The sequence below is a fragment of the Pusillimonas sp. genome, assembly GCF_044464525.1.
Taxonomy (GTDB): Bacteria; Pseudomonadota; Gammaproteobacteria; order Burkholderiales; family Burkholderiaceae_B; genus Pusillimonas.
The window spans coordinates 60030-76328 of sequence record NZ_JBIQLE010000013.1 but is presented as its reverse complement, the minus strand read 5'-3'; the positions used below and the strand labels follow the sequence as shown (position 1 = coordinate 76328).

16 protein-coding genes and 1 tRNA gene are annotated in these 16299 nt (G+C 58.9%); 14 read left to right on the top strand and 3 right to left on the bottom strand.

Annotated elements, in window-relative coordinates:
• Window positions 1-32: 32 nt before the first annotated feature.
• Window positions 33-1502 (top strand): FAD-binding oxidoreductase, encoded by a 1470-nt coding sequence (locus ACIY1O_RS09365; RefSeq protein ID WP_397474829.1) that lies wholly within the window; start codon window positions 33-35, stop codon window positions 1500-1502.
• Here ACIY1O_RS09365 and ACIY1O_RS09360 read toward each other — a convergent pair.
• Window positions 1492-2493, bottom strand: a complete 1002-nt coding sequence (locus ACIY1O_RS09360; RefSeq protein ID WP_397474828.1) for an ABC transporter substrate-binding protein — start codon at window positions 2491-2493, stop codon at window positions 1492-1494. The two genes, ACIY1O_RS09365 and ACIY1O_RS09360, sit on opposite strands and share 11 nt — an antisense overlap.
• 152 nt (window positions 2494-2645) lie before the next feature.
• On the opposite strand from ACIY1O_RS09360, the gene ACIY1O_RS09355 reads away from it, so the two are divergent.
• From ACIY1O_RS09355 to ACIY1O_RS09345, 3 genes are all read left to right on the top strand, one after another.
• Entirely contained in the window at window positions 2646-3356 is a 711-nt protein-coding gene (locus ACIY1O_RS09355) for a TetR/AcrR family transcriptional regulator (protein WP_397474827.1), read from the top strand.
• A gap of 84 nt (window positions 3357-3440) precedes the next feature.
• Window positions 3441-4466, top strand: coding sequence for a Rieske 2Fe-2S domain-containing protein (locus ACIY1O_RS09350; protein ID WP_397474826.1), 1026 nt, complete (start codon window positions 3441-3443; stop codon window positions 4464-4466).
• Window positions 4467-4502: 36 nt separating this feature from the next.
• Entirely contained in the window at window positions 4503-5675 is a 1173-nt protein-coding gene (locus ACIY1O_RS09345) for an FAD-dependent oxidoreductase (protein ID WP_397474825.1), read from the top strand.
• Between the two features lie 47 nt (window positions 5676-5722).
• On the opposite strand, the gene fahA is transcribed toward ACIY1O_RS09345, so the two are convergent.
• Window positions 5723-7036, bottom strand: coding sequence for a fumarylacetoacetase (gene fahA / locus ACIY1O_RS09340; protein ID WP_397474843.1), 1314 nt, complete (start codon window positions 7034-7036; stop codon window positions 5723-5725).
• Window positions 7037-7091: 55 nt separating this feature from the next.
• Complete coding sequence (gene mutM / locus ACIY1O_RS09335) at window positions 7092-7919, bottom strand: bifunctional DNA-formamidopyrimidine glycosylase/DNA-(apurinic or apyrimidinic site) lyase (RefSeq protein ID WP_397474824.1); 828 nt, start codon at window positions 7917-7919, stop codon at window positions 7092-7094.
• Between the two features lie 85 nt (window positions 7920-8004).
• Between mutM and ACIY1O_RS09330 the strand changes: the two genes are divergently transcribed.
• The 10 genes from ACIY1O_RS09330 to ACIY1O_RS09285 all read left to right on the top strand — a co-directional run bounded on the left by ACIY1O_RS09330 (window position 8005) and on the right by ACIY1O_RS09285 (window position 16299).
• Window positions 8005-9768 (top strand): tetratricopeptide repeat protein, encoded by a 1764-nt coding sequence (locus ACIY1O_RS09330; RefSeq protein ID WP_397474823.1) that lies wholly within the window; start codon window positions 8005-8007, stop codon window positions 9766-9768.
• Complete coding sequence (lolB, locus tag ACIY1O_RS09325) at window positions 9768-10358, top strand: lipoprotein insertase outer membrane protein LolB (RefSeq protein ID WP_397474822.1); 591 nt, start codon at window positions 9768-9770, stop codon at window positions 10356-10358. The genes ACIY1O_RS09330 and lolB overlap by 1 nt, the downstream gene beginning before the upstream one ends.
• Window positions 10359-10367: 9 nt before the next feature.
• Window positions 10368-11309, top strand: a complete 942-nt coding sequence (ispE, locus tag ACIY1O_RS09320; protein WP_397474821.1) for a 4-(cytidine 5'-diphospho)-2-C-methyl-D-erythritol kinase — start codon at window positions 10368-10370, stop codon at window positions 11307-11309.
• Window position 11310: 1 nt separating this feature from the next.
• Window positions 11311-11387: transfer RNA gene (locus ACIY1O_RS09315), tRNA-Gln, on the top strand.
• Between the two features lie 115 nt (window positions 11388-11502).
• Window positions 11503-12453 carry a ribose-phosphate pyrophosphokinase gene (locus tag ACIY1O_RS09310; RefSeq protein WP_397474820.1) on the top strand — a complete coding sequence of 317 codons (951 nt, stop codon included), beginning with the start codon at window positions 11503-11505 and terminating at the stop codon, window positions 12451-12453.
• Between the two features lie 105 nt (window positions 12454-12558).
• Window positions 12559-13200 (top strand): 50S ribosomal protein L25/general stress protein Ctc, encoded by a 642-nt coding sequence (locus ACIY1O_RS09305; RefSeq protein ID WP_397474819.1) that lies wholly within the window; start codon window positions 12559-12561, stop codon window positions 13198-13200.
• Between the two features lie 185 nt (window positions 13201-13385).
• Window positions 13386-13982: an aminoacyl-tRNA hydrolase gene (gene pth / locus ACIY1O_RS09300; RefSeq protein ID WP_397474818.1), complete on the top strand. Its 597-nt coding sequence runs from the start codon at window positions 13386-13388 to the stop codon at window positions 13980-13982.
• Complete coding sequence (locus ACIY1O_RS09295; protein ID WP_397474817.1) at window positions 13972-14742, top strand: CPBP family glutamic-type intramembrane protease; 771 nt, start codon at window positions 13972-13974, stop codon at window positions 14740-14742. The genes pth and ACIY1O_RS09295 overlap by 11 nt, the downstream gene beginning before the upstream one ends.
• A gap of 122 nt (window positions 14743-14864) precedes the next feature.
• Window positions 14865-15956, top strand: a complete 1092-nt coding sequence (ychF, locus tag ACIY1O_RS09290) for a redox-regulated ATPase YchF (protein WP_397474816.1) — start codon at window positions 14865-14867, stop codon at window positions 15954-15956.
• A 151-nt stretch (window positions 15957-16107) separates the two neighbouring features.
• Entirely contained in the window at window positions 16108-16299 is a 192-nt protein-coding gene (locus ACIY1O_RS09285; protein WP_397474815.1) for a hypothetical protein, read from the top strand.

The window sequence follows — 16299 nt, the reverse complement described above, 5'->3', positions numbered from 1 at the left end:
TCCGCGCAATGGGCGCATGGCAAAGGCAGGTAATGATAAAACTGGATCAACTCGTTGAACTTCTTGGCCCTTCTCATGTACTGACGGGGCCCGACACCGCTTCTTATGTGGAAGATTGGCGGGGGCGTTATCGCGGCCAGGCGCTGGCGGTGGTAAGGCCGGGCAGCACGGAAGAGGTGGCGCAGGTGGTGAAGTGGTGCGCTGAAAATGGTGTGCCCATTGTGCCGCAAGGCGGCAATACGGGGCTTTGCGGCGCGGCTACGCCCGATTCTACCGGCTCGGCCATCGTATTGTCGCTAGGGCGCTTGAACCGCATTCGGGGCGTCGATACCGATAACGACACGATGGAGGTAGAGGCCGGCTGCATTCTGCAATCGGTGCAACAGGCGGCGCACGACGCACAAAGGCTTTTTCCCTTGAGCCTGGCGGCGGAAGGCAGTTGCACCATAGGCGGCAACCTGGCCACCAATGCGGGCGGCACTCAAGTGCTGCGTTATGGCAACGCACGTGATCTGGTTCTTGGCCTAGAGGTCGTTACACCGCAAGGAGAGGTCTGGCACGGATTGCGCGGCTTGCGCAAGGACAATACCGGCTACGACTTGCGTAATTTGTATATGGGCAGTGAAGGCACGCTTGGCATCATCACGGCCGCCACGCTCAAGCTGTATCCCTTGCCGGTGGCGCAGTGCACGGCCCTTGTGGCCCTTAACTCTGTGGACGATGCGGTGGCTTTGCTGACGGTGGCGCGCCAAGGCTTCGGCCCGGCCCTCACGGGCTTCGAACTGATTGCGGGTTCTTGCCTGCACTTGGTCAACAAGCACTATCCTCAGCAGAAGCTGCCCTTTGAAGGCGAGTCGGCGACGTTGCCTTGGTATGCCTTGCTTGAAATCTCGGACAGCGAAAGCGCTGAGCACGCACGCGAGCGATTTGAAACGATTGTTGGTGATGCGTTCGAGGCGGGCTTGGTGGCGGATGCGGTCATTGCGGAAAACATCTCGCAAAGCAAGGCTTTGTGGCATCTGCGGGAAAGCATTCCGCTGGCGGAAAAAGACGCCGGCAAGAGCATCAAGCACGATGTGTCGGTGGCGGTCTCGAAGATGTCTGTGTTTATTGAGTCAGCCAACGCGGCCTTGCAGGCGCGGTTTCCTGGCATTGAGCACGTTATTTTCGGGCACTTGGGCGATGGCAATCTGCATTACAACGTGGCGCGCGGAACAGCTTTTACCGAGGATGAACTGCTGTCGCATCAGGACGCGGTCTACGAAATCGTGCACGACAATGTGCACAAGCTGGGCGGCTCGATCAGCGCTGAGCACGGGGTGGGGCAGCTTAAGCGGGATGTTTTGCCGCGCTATAAAGACCCGGTCGAGATGTCTCTGATGCGCCGGGTTAAAAGGGCGCTTGATCCTGAGGGCTTGATGAATCCGGGGAAGGTGTTGGGGGTCGAGCCTGATGTCGCCCCAAACCCCACTACACCGAAATCCATAGGCGTTATTCGGTAACGAATTCGTTGGTGAAGACGTCGTTCAGGTCGAGCTCTTTCTGAATAATGCCTTGTTCAAGGTAGAACTTTTGCAAGGCGTCGATGCGCTGGGGATCGAACTGGCCTAGCACTTCTTGACCGGGGTACACGTTGTTTGCGTAGTAGGTTAATACCTTGGTTACGAGTGCTTCGCGGCCTTTGTAGCTGGGCTGTGCCTCGACATACGCTTTGGCTGCGGATTCGGGGTCGTCGCGCACTTCGGCGAGCGACTTGAGGGTGGCGGCCACAAATTTCCGGATGGTGTCGGGGTTGTTCTTGATCATGTCTTCCGAGGTGAGAATTGCCTGCGCCATGCCTGGGAAGAATTCGCCCGTGGATTGCCAGTTGAGCGATGCGCCGGCGTCTTCGGCAAATGCGCCCATTTCGGGGGCGCCGACTATGGCGTCGGCATTGCCGTTGGCGACCAGTTGCCAGATACCATTGGGGCCGGCGGCCTGGATACTGGCGTCGTCCCGTGTCAGATCTGCGTTGGCTAGCACGGCAAGAGTGGCAAAAAACGAAGTGTCTTGGTAGGACATGACTGTAATCGTCTTGCCTTCAAGGTCGGCCGGGGTTTTGATGTCGCGGTCGGTGCGAGCCATGAGCTGGTGCAGGGCCTTGCCGCCCAACAGCGCTACGCCTTTAACGGGGATACCGTTCTGGCGCAAAATAAGCGGGGTATCACCCAAGGCGCCGCCGAGCTCGCCGTTGCCCGCACCCAGTTGTTTACCGACATCGGCTCCGCCCCGTACCGAGACAAAGCGCACGTTCAGACCGGCATCGGCGTAGTAGTTTTTGTATTGAGCCAGCATTAGCGGCGCGAACGCGATGGCGTTGGTCGGTGCCGGCAGTAAATAGGTAATGTTGACGGGCTGTTGCTCTGCGTGGGCGCTTGCCATCGCCAATGAAGCCGCCGTGGCTACGGCTGCGAGTTTCACCAGATTTCGTACTGTGTTAAAGATGTTATTCATAGTCTCTTCCCTGCTTTGCTTGGATTTACACTTCTTGGATTTACACTTTATTATTTAATTCACTTTAGCGGGAATTATAGAGGGTTGAAATTCGGGAGTCTAGCTTTGTGCGACTCCAGTTAGCAGTTTACGTATAAACCCTTAAAACCATCATGATGAAAGCCAGTAAGAACACAGTAAAAAAAGTGCGGGCCAAAGGCCGCCCCGATGCGGACGAGACCGTCGGCCGAGATGCTCTACTGACGGCCGCCATTGAAGAGCTGCGCGTTTCGGCGCCTGAATCCCTTACGTTGGCAAGCGTTGCCGCACGCGCCGGCGTGCATCCTGCCCTGATCCGCTATTACTTTGGCAACAAGGATCAATTGTTGCGCGCAGTCGTTCGCCGCCTGGTTGATGAAGGACAGGACGCGGCTCGCTCTACCTTGGAAAGCAGCGCCCCACTAAAAGAAAAGCTTACTGGGCGGCTGCAAAGCATGATTGGCCATATTCAAGCCAACCCCCAATTTCATCGCTTGGTGCTCGACAAGATCTACGGTGCGGGCAGCGGGTCCGACGGCGAAGACCTGCTGGCGCGTATTGCCACACGCGGCTTGCATTTAACGGTTTCCATGCTGCACGACCAGCCGTCTCAGCCGGTACGCCCGATCGATCCGCGCTTTTTACATGTGGCCATGATCGGCATGACGGAGTTTTTTGTGGCCGCCTCGCCGTTGCTCCACGAGCTGTTCGGTGAAGATGCAGACGTCGATGAGCTGAAATCCCGCTATGTGGATTTCGTCACTCACCTCATCATGCACGGCATCACGTCCGAGCTGCCCGATGCAGCCGCCGAGATTGACAATGAAGTAAGTTCTTCGCGATAATTCTCGTTAGAGTGAATTAATTGACGAGTCAGTTGACCAGTCATCCCCCGCGCCGCGCGTCTGTGAGCGCTACACGGAGAAGCTATGCTGAAGAACTATTGGTATGTTGCTTGTGCCGCCACGGAGGTGGGCGCACAGCCGCTCGGCCGAATTATCGGCGGCGAGCCGATTGTGGTGTTTCGACAAGATAACGGCGCCCCCGCTATTTTGCGCAATGTCTGTCCACACCGACAAGCGCCACTGTCCATGGGTCATGTTGATGGCAATGTCTTGCGTTGCCGCTATCACGGCATGGAGTTCAACAGCGAAGGCCGCTGTGTGCATATTCCTTCACAAGACGTTATACCGCCCCGGTCGCATATTAGAAGCTACCCCTGCGTGGAGCGCTACGGGCTGATCTGGATCTGGCCCGGCAACCCCGAAGCCGCCGACCCCAAGTTGATACCGCATCTGCCATGGCGCGAAGACGAAGGCTGGAACAGTGACATTGTTCAGTATTTTCATGTCAAAAGTGCACATGTGCTGATGAGCGACAATTTGCTCGATCTGTCGCACGTGGCGTTTTTGCATGCCGACTCGATTGGCTTTGATTCTAAGCGTCTGGATAATGACCCACTTGAGGTCGTGGTCGAAGATACTTGCATAACTTCGCAGCGTGTATTTAAGAACACCATTCAGGCACCGGCGCACAAGGCATGGCGCGAACTGAAAGAGCCCATTGACCGCACGCAAGTGGCGCAATGGCACCCGCCGTGCACTATTAATGTGCTGGCCCGGAACGAGAACAATGAAGCCCAAGTTGATCTACGCGCCGATCACTTCATCACCCCGGAAACCGACGAATCGCATCACTACTTTATTGCGATGTCGCGAAACTTTCGGATCGACGACGAGGCCTTGACACTTAAGCTGGACGAGGGTGCGCGTGTTGTCCATGGCGAAGACGTCGAGATTGCAGAGGCGCAACAAGCCATGAAGCCCTGGACTGGCGGTACCCCTGATATGGCTTTAAAGGCTGACAAGGCGGTTACCGCATCCCATAAGATACTGGCCAGGCTTCATGCCGCCCAAGAGCAAGACAGTAATCGCGCCGAATCGGCCATGGCCTGAGTTTTACCGTTGACACCATTTCCCACATAGAGACCCATGCCCCTTATCAAAAACGCCCTCATCGTTGGAGCCGGCATCGCTGGCTGCTCTGCGGCCATTACCTTGGCAAGCCGCGGCATTGCTGTTACGCTTCTCGACAAGCAAACGGAATGGCGGTTTCAAAGCTCGGGCATTTTTGTGTATGGCAATGGACTGGCGGCCTTACGCGATGTGGGCGTGCTGGACGAGATTCTGGCAGCGGGATTTGCCATTGAAGACGGCAAGAATATTTATCTGGATCACCATGGCGAACCGATCGTTGATGTGTATTATCCGTCGGCAAGAGAAGGTATGCCGCCAATCCTGGGCATCAAGCGGGCCGAAATCCACCGTATTTTGGCCGGCCGGCTCGAATCGCTTGGCGTAGGCATTCGTCTGAACACCACCGTCGCCAACCTGGACTGCGGTTCGTCCGATCAGGCTGCCCGCGTCTCGCTCTCCGACGGCAGTACGCAAGAATACGACCTTGTGCTGGGTGCCGACGGCATACGCTCGCAAATCCGTGGCCTGTTGTTTCCGGAAGTTCAACCGCGTAATACGGGCTTTGGCGTATGGCGCAGTGTGCACGACCGCCCCGCCGACCTGGATGTGAAGATCATGCTGATGGGGGTGGGCAAACGATTGGGCATAATGCCCATCAGTGACGATAAGCTCTACATATTCGGCACGGTCCCCGAACCACAAGGGCACTGGTATCCAAAAGAAGACTGGCCTGCGACGATGCGCAGCAAGTTTGCTGAATTTCAGGGCCCTGTACGACGTTTTCTGGACGAGATATCATCCCAGAACGAAGTGCTGTACACGGTCGTGGAAGAAGTGGCGGCGCCCTTGCCCTGGCACCTGGGTCGCGTACTGCTTATTGGCGATGCGGCCCATGCCTCGACGCCATTTATGGGCCAAGGCGGTGCAATGGCCGTTGAAGACGCAGTGGTGTTGGGCCGCATGGTGGCGCAGCATATGGCGAATGGCAACGTGCCCGGGTTGCTGCAGCGTTTCGGCGAACAACGCTATCCGATGTGCAAGTTCGTACAGGACGCTTCACGTCAGGTTGGCGAAGCGGGCGCTTTGGAAGACCCGGAAAGCTGCAAGATACGCAACGCCGCCATGCGGCAGAACGCGCAAGGGCACGTCGATAATTTTTATGCACGATTAGGCAAGCTACGCGGCTAACGGGTTGTTGTGATATTCGCTCAGGCTGTCTCCGACCTCCCCCAACGCTAATTGGCGGGCAGAATTGTGGCTGCGCAGTCGCCGAAGCCGATTGAAGGGTGGCCGTCTTTCTGGCAGTAGGCGTGCATGATGACTCGATCGTAGTCTTCAAGAAAGCAGCGGTCTTCGCCCCAGGGCAAGGCTACGCATTGCTTGCCGCCGCGCGTTGCTTCGAGCAAGGAGCCCTCTTGACCGGGGGCTGGGCCGGACAGGGTGCCGGTGCCGAGCAGGTCGCCGGGGCGCAGGTTGCAGCCGTTGACTGTATGGTGCGCAATCAATTGTGCAATGCTCCAGTAGGCATGCCTGAAGTTGCTTCGCGCCAGCCGGTGTGGCTCGTGTCGGGCTGCGCGTGATTTTCGTGTGCTAATGGCCACTTCAAGTTCGATGTTGATGCCGCCCGCGATGGTGTTCTGGTCGGAAGACAGGTAGGGCATGGGCTGGGGGTCGGCGGGGTCTCGCTCGAAGGGAGCGCGGTACGGCGCCAATGCCTCCAGGGTCACGATCCATGGCGAAATTGTGCTGGCGAAATTCTTGGCCAGGAAGGGTCCTAGCGGCTGGTACTCCCAAGCCTGCAGGTCGCGTGCGGACCAGTCGTTGAGTATACATAGACCGAACACGTGGGATTCGGCTTCATCCATGTCGATGCGGCGTCCTTGCGCGTTTCCGCAGCCAACGAAAACACCAAGCTCAAGTTCGTAATCCATGCGTTGGCTCGGGCCGAATGAGGGGATGTTTGCGTCTGCCAAGGGCCGGGTCTGGCCTTGGGGGCGTGGAAAGTCGGCGCCTGAGACGTTGATGCTCGAGGCTCGGCCGTGATAGCCGATGGGGACCCATTTGTAGTTGGGCAGAAGCGGATTGTCGGGGCGGAACAGGCTGCCCACGGCGGTTGCATGATGTAGAGAGATGTAGAAATCGGTGTAGTCGCCGATGTGTGCGGGAAGATGAAATTGTGCTGTCGCACGTTCGCTAAGCAAAGGTTCAAGCCGCGCTTGGTGGGCGTAGCCTTTGCTTAAAGCGCGCGAAAGGGCTAGCCGCAAGGCGGACCAATGCTCGGCATCGAGCGCCATCAGCGCGTTGAGAGAGTCTTCGCGGCAGGCATCCAGGGCGCGCGCGGCCAGTTGGCTGAAAGGCCCTTGAGCGGCCAGGGCGCGCAGGTCGAGTATGTGGCTGCCTATGGCGACGCCGGCGCGGTAGTCATTGCTGCCGGCGGGCCGGTAGATGGCAAAGGGCAGGTTCTGAATCGGAAAGCAACAGCCGTCTTCGTTGGCCGATTCAACCCAGCTTTTCAGGTCGGGATCGTGGGTTTCGTTCATGTTGCGAATTACCGGTGTTTTTTGTCACGTTCGATTGAAGCTTGTGAATCAATGCGTCAAGGGCTCAAAATCGCTGGCAGCGCGGACAGTAATAAGTGGCCCGCTGTCCTTGCACTATACGGCGTATCGGGGTCTCGCACAGCTTGCAAGGCTGCTTTTCCCGGTCGTAGACGGCGGCGTGAATCTCGAAGTATGAGCCTGGGTTGCCGGTGGCGTTCACATAATCGCGCAGGGTACTGCCGCCCGAGGTAAGTGCATCGTCCAAAGTGGCCTGTATGGCTACGCAAAGATGCTCGCACCGCTGCAATGATATGCGTCCGGCGGGGGTCAATGGGTGTATCCGTGCACGAAACAGGGCTTCCGAGGCATAGATATTGCCGACCCCGACCACGATGTCGCCGGCCAGTAAAGCCTGCTTGATGGCAAGGCGTTTGCCGCGCAGGCGCGAGTGCAGAAACGCAGGGTTAAGATCGGGGCCCAGCGGCTCGACGCCCAACTTGGCCAGCAGCGGATGCGCCGGCAGGGGCCCGTCTTGGGCGTCGTGCCACAGAACGGCGCCGAAACGGCGTGGATCATGCAGCAAGAAGCGGGCATCGTCGAACAGCCACTCGATATGGTCGTGCTTGCGGCGAGGCTCGTCCAGGTGCACGCGGCGTAAAGATCCGGACATGCCAAGATGGATGAGCATGGTGCCGTGGTCGAAGTTCAACAGCAGGTATTTGCCTCGTCGTTCGCAGCTTTGGACCACCCGGCCGGCGACGCGGGCGGACAGGTCGGCAGGCACCGGCCAGCGCATTCGTGGCTCGTGCACCATCAATTGGCGCAGGGGGCGGCCGGGCATGATCGTCGCAATTCCGCGACGTGTGGTTTCAACTTCTGGGAGTTCGGGCATGACAGGGTGATAACATCGCTAAATCTGATAATGTATTTTCGCCATTTTGCGCTTTTTGTCTTCGCGCCGCAGCGGCGGTTCATGAATGAAACTATCCAGTCTCCTGTTTTGGGCGGTATCGGCAAGTTTGTGTCTTCAGTTACCTGGTCTGGCGTCGGCGGCGCAAGACGGGGCCGTCGAACAGATACGCCTGCGTGCCGGCGAGCCGCCGGCGGTGGCACTGACCCCCGACCTCTTGTACCGCATTTTGCTGGCCGAGATCGCCGCCCAGCGCGGCGACTTCGACGTGGCCAGCGCCCAGTTCCTGAGCCTGGCCAAGGATACCTCTGATCCGCGTTTGGCCCAAAAGGCCTTCCGTGCATCCATTATCAACCGGAACATGGCTCGCGCACACGAGGCGGCGCAGCAGTGGGTGCTGCTGGCGCCCAGCGACCCCGAGGCCGTGGCAAGCTCCCTGGCGCTGGCGGCTTCGAATGGGCAGACCTCCGGCATGGCGTCGGCATTATGGAAGCGTATCGAGCATGCCGACGACAAAAACACGGCCATCCTGCAGGCGGCGGCCATTATTTCCAAGCTGAATGACAAACGGGTGGCCCTGGACGTGCTCGAACGCACCTTGCGCGCGCCTGTGCGTTCGCTGCCGATTTCACATGTGGTGCTTTCCGACGCGGCGTGGGCGGCGGGCGACCCCGCCCGAGCGCTGGACGAGGCTCGTCAGGCGCAGGCGCTCGACCCGGCGCTTGAGTCGGCCGCGCAACGGGTGCTCGAATATGGCATGAGCGTCGAGCCCGAGGCCGTGCTGGCCGAAACGCGCACGTTCATCCACACACATCCCGACGCCAACAAGGTCCAGCTCCTGCTGGCCAACCATCTTGTGCGGCGGGGTGATTTCGAGGGCGCGCTCGATGTGGTCCACACCCTGCGCCAGCGCACGCCCGAGGATTTCGACCTGCTGTATACCGAAGCCGAGATCAACTTCCGCGCCGAACGCTTCGAGGCTGCCCGGAATCTTCTGCTGGAATACATCAACGTACAGACCCAGCGCCGGCAATCGGTCGACGACAGGGTGACCGACGCCATGGGTGACACCTCCGACGCCCGGCTGATGCTGGTAAAGATTGCGGAAAGGCAGGGCGACATGGCGGAAGCCATACGCCAGCTTGAACAGATCGACGACCCGTCGCTTGTCTTCCAGGCACGTATCCACAAAGCCGTGCTTGAAAGCCGTCGGGGCGATCTGGCCCAGGCCCGCCGCACCCTTGATACTCTCAAGCCATCCAATGACCGAGAGCGCGCTGTCATCGCGCTTACGATGTCGTCCATATTGCGCGAAGGAGGGCGCACCGAGCAGGCCGTCACGGTGCTCGAGGAAGCGGACAAGGCCCTGCCCAATACGTCAGAGATCAAGTACGACCTTGGCATGCTTTACGAGCGCCAGGGCCGCTACGACGAGTTCGAGGCAATGATGCTGCGCGTGATCGAGCTCAAGCCCGATGACGCCAATGCCTATAACTCGCTGGGCTACACCTTTGTCGATCAGGACACGCGCCTGGATGAAGCACGCGAACTTCTAGAGCGTGCGCTGGAGCTCGAGCCGGACAACCCTTACATTTTGGACAGTGTGGGCTGGTATTTCTATCGGATGGGTGATTACGAGTCAGCCCAGGAATATCTCGAGCGCTCCTACGAATTGATGTCCGCGGCCGATGTCGCTGCTCACCTGGGCGAGGTGCTCTGGAAGCAGGGCAAGCATGCAGAAGCACGCCGCATCTGGCGTGAAGCCCTTGCAAAGGATGCCGATAACGAGGTGTTGAATAAGACGATGAAACAGTTTGGAGTCTCGCCTTGATGCACGTTCCATTCCGCGCCGCCAGGCGTCGCCTGATGGCGGGCGGCCTGGGCCTGGCAACCGTGCTGGCCGCCGGTTGCGCTTCGCCGCCGCGTATCGGGGGTGAATCCTCCGGGCTGTCTTTCGATCGCACCGGCCGCTTTGCACTGCTGGTAGAGCATCGCGCGGCAGAGCAGGACGCCGTTCAGGGCGGCTTCGCCTGGCGGGACACGCCCTCGGGGCAGCGGCTGGACCTGGCCAATCCATTGGGCAATACGCTGGCCCGTATCGATCTGCAGCCGGGCAAGGCCATATTGACGCGCACCAATGGTACGGTCGAAGAAGCCTCCGACCCCGACGCCCTGGTCGAGTTGGTGTTGGGCAGCCCCATACCTATCGCCGGCTTGCGCTATTGGCTGCGCGGGAAGCTTGCGCCCGGCCCGACCGAACATGTCGAGAAAGACGACGACGGCCGGCTGTACCGCTTCGGGCAGCAAGGCTGGCGTGTCGAGCTTTCGCGCTATGACGAGCAAGGGCCTCGCTTATTGCGCTTGCGCCGTACCGAGCCCGCGCGCGACATCAGCCTCAGGCTGGTGGTGGACGGCGCGTAAAAAAGCCCCATGTATTTGAACGAGGTTCCCGCACCGGCCAAGCTGAATCTATTCCTTCACGTGACAGGCCGGCGCAGCGATGGCTACCATCTGCTGCAAACGGCGTTCCGCTTCATCGACTTGTGCGACACCCTTAATTTTGAACGCACGGACGACGGGGCCATCGTTTGCGAAAACCCAGTTCCGGGCTTGCCGGCCGAGGATGACCTTATCTTCAAGGCGGCGACCGCGTTGCGCCGGGCTACGAATGTGAAGTGGGGCGCACGCATTTCCTGCGTCAAGCGCATACCGGCCGGTGGCGGTTTGGGGGGCGGTTCCAGCAATGCCGCCACGACGTTAATTGCATTGAACCGGCTCTGGCAGACCGGCCTGAACCGCCGACAGTTGATGGAGCTGGCCTTGCCATTGGGCGCTGATGTGCCGGTGTTCATCTTCGGCCAACCCGCATTTGCCGAAGGTGTAGGCGAGATTCTGACGCCGGTAAATTTGCCAAGTCGGGCTTATTTGGTCGCCCGGCCGGCCCAACATGTGTCTACAGCCCACATTTTTACCGACCCCAACTTGACACGCGACTCCAAACCCATCAAAATATCGGTCTTTGCTGAATGGCTGCTTGAACAGCAACAAAGGCGACAGGAAAGACAGCTTTCCGGGCAGGCGGGGCCAGAACCATTTTTTGGCCACAATGACCTGGAAGCGGTTGTAAGGGCTAGGTATCCCACGGTTGAAAAAGCATTGGTTTTTTTAGCCCGGCACGAAATACCGGCTCGCATGACCGGTTCGGGCGCATGTCTTTTTGCCGAGTTTGTAACGCATGGTCAGGCGCTGCTGAAGCAAGAAAAAATTATCGGTAAAATACCGAACTGTGGCAACACGGTACCGGTCATCGACGCAACATGGGTTTGCCATGGATACATCGATCATCCGTTGCGGTATTGGACCAAAGATTAATTGGGGAATCGCCAAGCTGGTTAAGGCACTGGATTTTGATTCCAGCATGCGAAGGTTCGAATCCTTCTTCCCCAGCCATTTCCACGCAGCTCTGGTCAAAGGCCGGAAGCGCGTATCACAAGCTGTTGAGTCAGCGCGTCGCTCTGGCGCGCGTCAACAGCTTTATTATTGACGCCGCGGAATCCCATCCATCATGGCAAATGACAGATTCATGATCTTCACCGGTACCGCCAATCCCCGGTTGGCGGTCGACGTTGTCAATCATCTGGACATGTCGCTCGGTAAAATGACCGTAGGCCGTTTTTCAGACGGTGAAGTCATGGTCGAAATCAACGAAAACGTCCGCGGTAAAGACGTGTTTGTCCTCCAGCCCACCTGCGCACCCACCAACGACAACCTGATGGAAGTCATGGTCATGGTCGATGCGCTGCGTCGGGCTTCTGCCGGACGCATTACGGCGGCCATTCCCTACTTCGGCTATGCAAGGCAAGACCGCCGCCCGCGTTCGGCACGCGTCGCCATTTCGGCCAAGGTGGTTGCGAACATGCTGCAGGTGGTGGGGGTTGATCGTGTCATGACCATGGATCTGCACGCCGACCAGATACAGGGCTTTTTCGATATTCCGGTCGATAACGTCTATGCGGGCCCCATCCTGCTGGGCGATATCTGGCGCCGCAACTACCAAGACGTGGTCGTGGTTTCGCCCGACATCGGCGGTGTGGTGCGGGCCAGGGCGCTGGCAAAGCAGCTTGAGGCCGACCTGGCCATCATCGACAAGCGCCGTCCGCGTGCCAATGTGTCTGAAGTCATGAACATCATCGGTGAAATCGATGGCCGCACCTGCATCATCATGGACGACATGGTCGATACCGCCGGAACGCTGTGCAAGGCTGCACAGGCCTTAAAAGAGCGCGGGGCGAGCGCCGTTTACGCTTACTGTACCCATCCGGTCCTGTCTGGCGGCGCCATCACCCGCATCAACGAATCCGAACTCGACGAACTCGTCGTCACCGACACCATTCCGCTATCCGACGAAGGCGTTGCCTGCAGCAAGATCCGCCAGCTCTCTTGCGCCTCGCTGCTGGGCGAGACCATGCTGCGCATTTCCAACGCCGAGTCGGTAAGTTCATTGTTCGTCGAATAAAACCCATGCGCCGTCCCGCTGGTCGCGGCGGGAAGGCGAAAGCGCGCGGCGCCCATCGCCGCGTTTTTTAACGGGCATTTGCCCTTTGTGTATTGGAGTACTTCCATGAAATTCAACGCCACTTTGCGTAGCGTCCAAGGTACGAGTGCGAGCCGCCGCCTGCGCCACGCTGGCCGTGTTCCAGCCATTGTCTATGGCGGCACCGACAAACCCCTGAACATCGAGCTGGACCACAACGAAATCTTCCACGCGCTGCGCAAGGAAGCCTTCCATGCATCCATTCTTGATATGCAGCTGGATGGCAAGTCGCAGCCCGTTCTGCTGCGCGCGGTGCAATGGCACCCATACAAGCAGTTGGTTCTGCACGTCGATTTCCAGCGCGTCGTGGCCAAGCAGGCCATCACCACCAAGGTGCCTTTGCACTTCATCAACGGCGATGCTTCGCCCGCAGTCAAGATCAGCAAGGCCATCATCAGCCACGTGCTCACCGAGCTTGAAATCACCTGCCTGCCTGCAGACTTGCCCCAGGGGATCGAAGTCGACCTCATCAACCTCGAGGCCGGCGCCACGCTGCACCTGGCCGACATCGAGCTGCCCAAGGGCGTCACCTTTGTGGGTCTGGGCGAAGCAGCCAACCCCGCGCTGGCTACCGCTCTGGTCAAGGGCGGCGGTGCTTCCGCCAGCGAAGACGAAGAAGTTGAAGAGGGTGATCAGCCAGCAGCGGACGACGAGCCCGCAGCCGAGTAAGCATCTTCGGCGAAAGGGTTCTGCGCGGGGAAAAGCCGCGTTGAGCCCGGCGAACCCCCTTTTGGCGACTGCCATAGGGGGTTTGTTTTATTTTTGTTTTACGATAGGCGCTTTGTGTTCATGTCTGCTCAAGACGCCATCCACCTTGCGCACTTGCCGAAATGCATGCTGGCAACAATAGTCTTATGAAACCACCCATACGCCTCATCATCGGCTTGGGCAACCCGGGCCCCGAGTATGAAGCCACGCGGCACAACGCGGGCTTCTGGCTTGCCGACCAGCTGGCCGATGACCTGCACGCCTCGTTCACGCTGGAGAAAAGTTTTTTTTCCTGGGTGGCCAAGGCGCGTGTCGATGGCGAAGTGGTATTGCTGGCCAAGCCCGCTACCTTTATGAACCGTTCGGGGCAGGCGGCGGGCGCTTTGATGCGGTTCTACAAATTGACGCCGGCTCAGGTATTGGTATTGCACGACGAGCTCGACCTTATGCCGGGCCAGGTAAAGATCAAGCAAGGCGGCGGCCACGCCGGCCATAATGGCCTGCGCGACATCCAATCCGTTTTTTCCAGCGCCGATTTCTGGCGGATGCGCATTGGTATCGGGCACCCCCGCTCCCTGGGGCTGGCGCAGCAGGTTGTGGGTTTTGTATTGGCTCCGCCTCGACGCGATGAACTGCTCGAGATAGAAAAGGCGCTTGAGCGTAGCCGGGTTGTGGTTCCCGCCTTGCTGCGGGGTGAATTTGATCAGGCCACCCAGCAGCTTCACGGCGGTAATGGTGGCTAGCGCGACGCCCGCCGTCACGTTCCGCCAAGAGTGGCGCGACTTCCTGCGTTTCATCGTCAGGCCGGCAGTGTCTCCGCGGCTGCCCGGGCGCCAGCCCGGCAACGGCGAATGGGTGGATTGGTTTCCCGAGGTTTCCTTTACGCGGTTGCTGCGGTGGGCCGCCATGTTGTGGGCAATCAATCTGCTCTTCCTGGGGCCGATCGCGCTGGCGGCGGCCGGCGCCGGCGGCGCCGAACATCGTCTGAATCTTGCCAGCATTCCCTGGCTGCAGGCCCTGATCTGGGCTCCCGTCGTCGAAGAGCTCGTATTCCGCTACGGCTTGCGCCGTCCCGGCCGAGCCCTGTGGCTGGTTCCGGTGAGCGTGTTCGCCTTGTTGAACGGGCCCCAATCGCATACGGTGGCTGTGGTGGGTATTGTCGTCCTACTGTGTTGGTGGCCCAGCCTGCGTCGCAAGCCACTGGCATCCACCGCCCTGCCATGGCGGCTGCGCCGTCTTTATCTGGCGGGGTTTCCCATCATGGTGCATGGCTCCTGCCTGTTGTTCGCAGCGGTGCACCTCAATAATTTTTCATTGAATCAGACCCCGTGGTGGCTGATGCCGCTATTGGTTTTGCCGCAATGGCTCACCGGCCTGGCTCTGGCTTGGCTGCGCGTGCGCCGCGGAATCGGCGCGGCCATGCTGCTGCATGGCATATTCAATGGCGGGCCCTTGCTGGTGGTATGGCTGGTATTGCAATGGATGCCGTTGCCGCCAGGCTGACGCTGCATTGGCGTGGAGGCGGCTGTTCCGCGCTGCGCTATCGAGGCCGGTTGCCTTGCGGCCAGTTAAAATAAACCCTATTTGCTTGCGATTTCTCGCTTCATTCAACTTTCAGGATATCCATGGCTTTGCAATGCGGCATCGTTGGCCTGCCCAACGTCGGAAAATCAACTTTGTTCAACGCGTTAACCAAAGCGGGCATCGCGGCTGAAAACTACCCCTTTTGCACGATAGAACCCAACGTGGGCGTGGTCGAGGTGCCCGACACGCGGCTTGATGCGCTGGCCGAAATCGTCAAGCCCGAGCGGGTGCTTCCCGCCGTGGTCGAGTTCGTTGACATCGCGGGCCTGGTTGCCGGCGCCTCAAAGGGCGAGGGTCTGGGCAACCAGTTTCTGGCCAATATCCGCGAAACCGACGCCATCGTGCACGTGGTGCGCTGCTTCGAAGACGAGAACGTGGTCCACGTTGCCGGTCGCGTCAACCCGATATCCGATATTGAAGTCATCAACACCGAGCTGGCGCTGGCCGACCTGGCTTCCGCCGAAAAAGCCTTGCAGCGCCATCAGAAAACGGCGCGGTCCGGCGATAAAGATTCCATCAAGATGGTGGCCGTGCTTGAAAAACTGATCCCTGTCTTGAACGAGGCACGCCCCATCCGCTCGGCGGCGCTCGACGAAGATGAACTCGCCCTTATCAAGCAGTTTTGCTTCATCACCGCCAAGCGCTGCATGTATGTGGCCAACGTGCGTGAAGACGGCTTCAACGATAATCCCCATCTGGATGCCGTGCGCCAGTACGCGCAGGCCGAGAACGCCCCCGTGGTGGCCGTGTGCGCCGCGGTCGAGGCCGAGATCGCCGAGCTCGACGACGAAGACAAGTCTGTATTTCTGGAAGACATGGGCATGGAAGAACCCGGCCTCGACCGCGTGATCCGCGCCGCCTACACCCTGCTGGGCCTGCAAACCTACTTTACCGCCGGCGTAAAAGAAGTGCGGGCCTGGACGATCCGCGTCGGCGACACCGCCCCGCAGGCCGCCGGTGTCATCCACACCGACTTCGAACGCGGCTTCATTCGCGCCCAAACCATTGCTTATGACGACTTCATCGCATGCAAAGGCGAGCAGGGCGCCAAAGAAGCCGGCAAGATGCGGGCCGAAGGCAAGGAATATGTGGTGAAGGACGGGGATGTGTTGAACTTTTTGTTCAATGTCTGATGGCCCGCATTCGATTGTGTCAGCATTCGCAAGAACCTTGCGGCGTAGCCAACGTTTCAAGAATGGGGTAGTCAAATACTGGTAATGAGGTAATTTTCGAGACAATACCCTTTTCAATGACTATGATTGCCCAACTAGTTAGCTCTTACGTTTGGGTTGTTTTATTTACATATTGGAATATTGCTTCCTTGCGGAAGATTTTTATGCCGTTTACGCCGGTGCGCCTAGCATGAATTACAAGGCTTATTTCGAAGCTCAAAAAGCGTTGAAAGGGCTTGAAGATATAACGTTCTCCGATGATGAGGTAGATGCTTTTCTTCCTAAGGAACTGAAGCGGAAGTAA

Excerpts from the sequence above, each read along its gene's own strand:
- ACIY1O_RS09365 (WP_397474829.1), top strand. The coding sequence starts at position 33 with ATGATAAAACTGGATCAACTCGTTGAACTTCTTGGCCCTTCTCATGTA.
- ACIY1O_RS09360 (WP_397474828.1), bottom strand. The coding sequence starts at position 2,493 with ATGAATAACATCTTTAACACAGTACGAAATCTGGTGAAACTCGCAGCC.
- ACIY1O_RS09355 (WP_397474827.1), top strand. The coding sequence starts at position 2,646 with ATGATGAAAGCCAGTAAGAACACAGTAAAAAAAGTGCGGGCCAAAGGC.
- ACIY1O_RS09350 (WP_397474826.1), top strand. The coding sequence starts at position 3,441 with ATGCTGAAGAACTATTGGTATGTTGCTTGTGCCGCCACGGAGGTGGGC.
- ACIY1O_RS09345 (WP_397474825.1), top strand. The coding sequence starts at position 4,503 with ATGCCCCTTATCAAAAACGCCCTCATCGTTGGAGCCGGCATCGCTGGC.
- mutM (WP_397474824.1), bottom strand. The coding sequence starts at position 7,919 with ATGCCCGAACTCCCAGAAGTTGAAACCACACGTCGCGGAATTGCGACG.
- ACIY1O_RS09330 (WP_397474823.1), top strand. The coding sequence starts at position 8,005 with ATGAAACTATCCAGTCTCCTGTTTTGGGCGGTATCGGCAAGTTTGTGT.
- lolB (WP_397474822.1), top strand. The coding sequence starts at position 9,768 with ATGCACGTTCCATTCCGCGCCGCCAGGCGTCGCCTGATGGCGGGCGGC.
- ispE (WP_397474821.1), top strand. The coding sequence starts at position 10,368 with ATGTATTTGAACGAGGTTCCCGCACCGGCCAAGCTGAATCTATTCCTT.
- ACIY1O_RS09310 (WP_397474820.1), top strand. The coding sequence starts at position 11,503 with ATGGCAAATGACAGATTCATGATCTTCACCGGTACCGCCAATCCCCGG.
- ACIY1O_RS09305 (WP_397474819.1), top strand. The coding sequence starts at position 12,559 with ATGAAATTCAACGCCACTTTGCGTAGCGTCCAAGGTACGAGTGCGAGC.
- pth (WP_397474818.1), top strand. The coding sequence starts at position 13,386 with ATGAAACCACCCATACGCCTCATCATCGGCTTGGGCAACCCGGGCCCC.
- ACIY1O_RS09295 (WP_397474817.1), top strand. The coding sequence starts at position 13,972 with ATGGTGGCTAGCGCGACGCCCGCCGTCACGTTCCGCCAAGAGTGGCGC.
- ychF (WP_397474816.1), top strand. The coding sequence starts at position 14,865 with ATGGCTTTGCAATGCGGCATCGTTGGCCTGCCCAACGTCGGAAAATCA.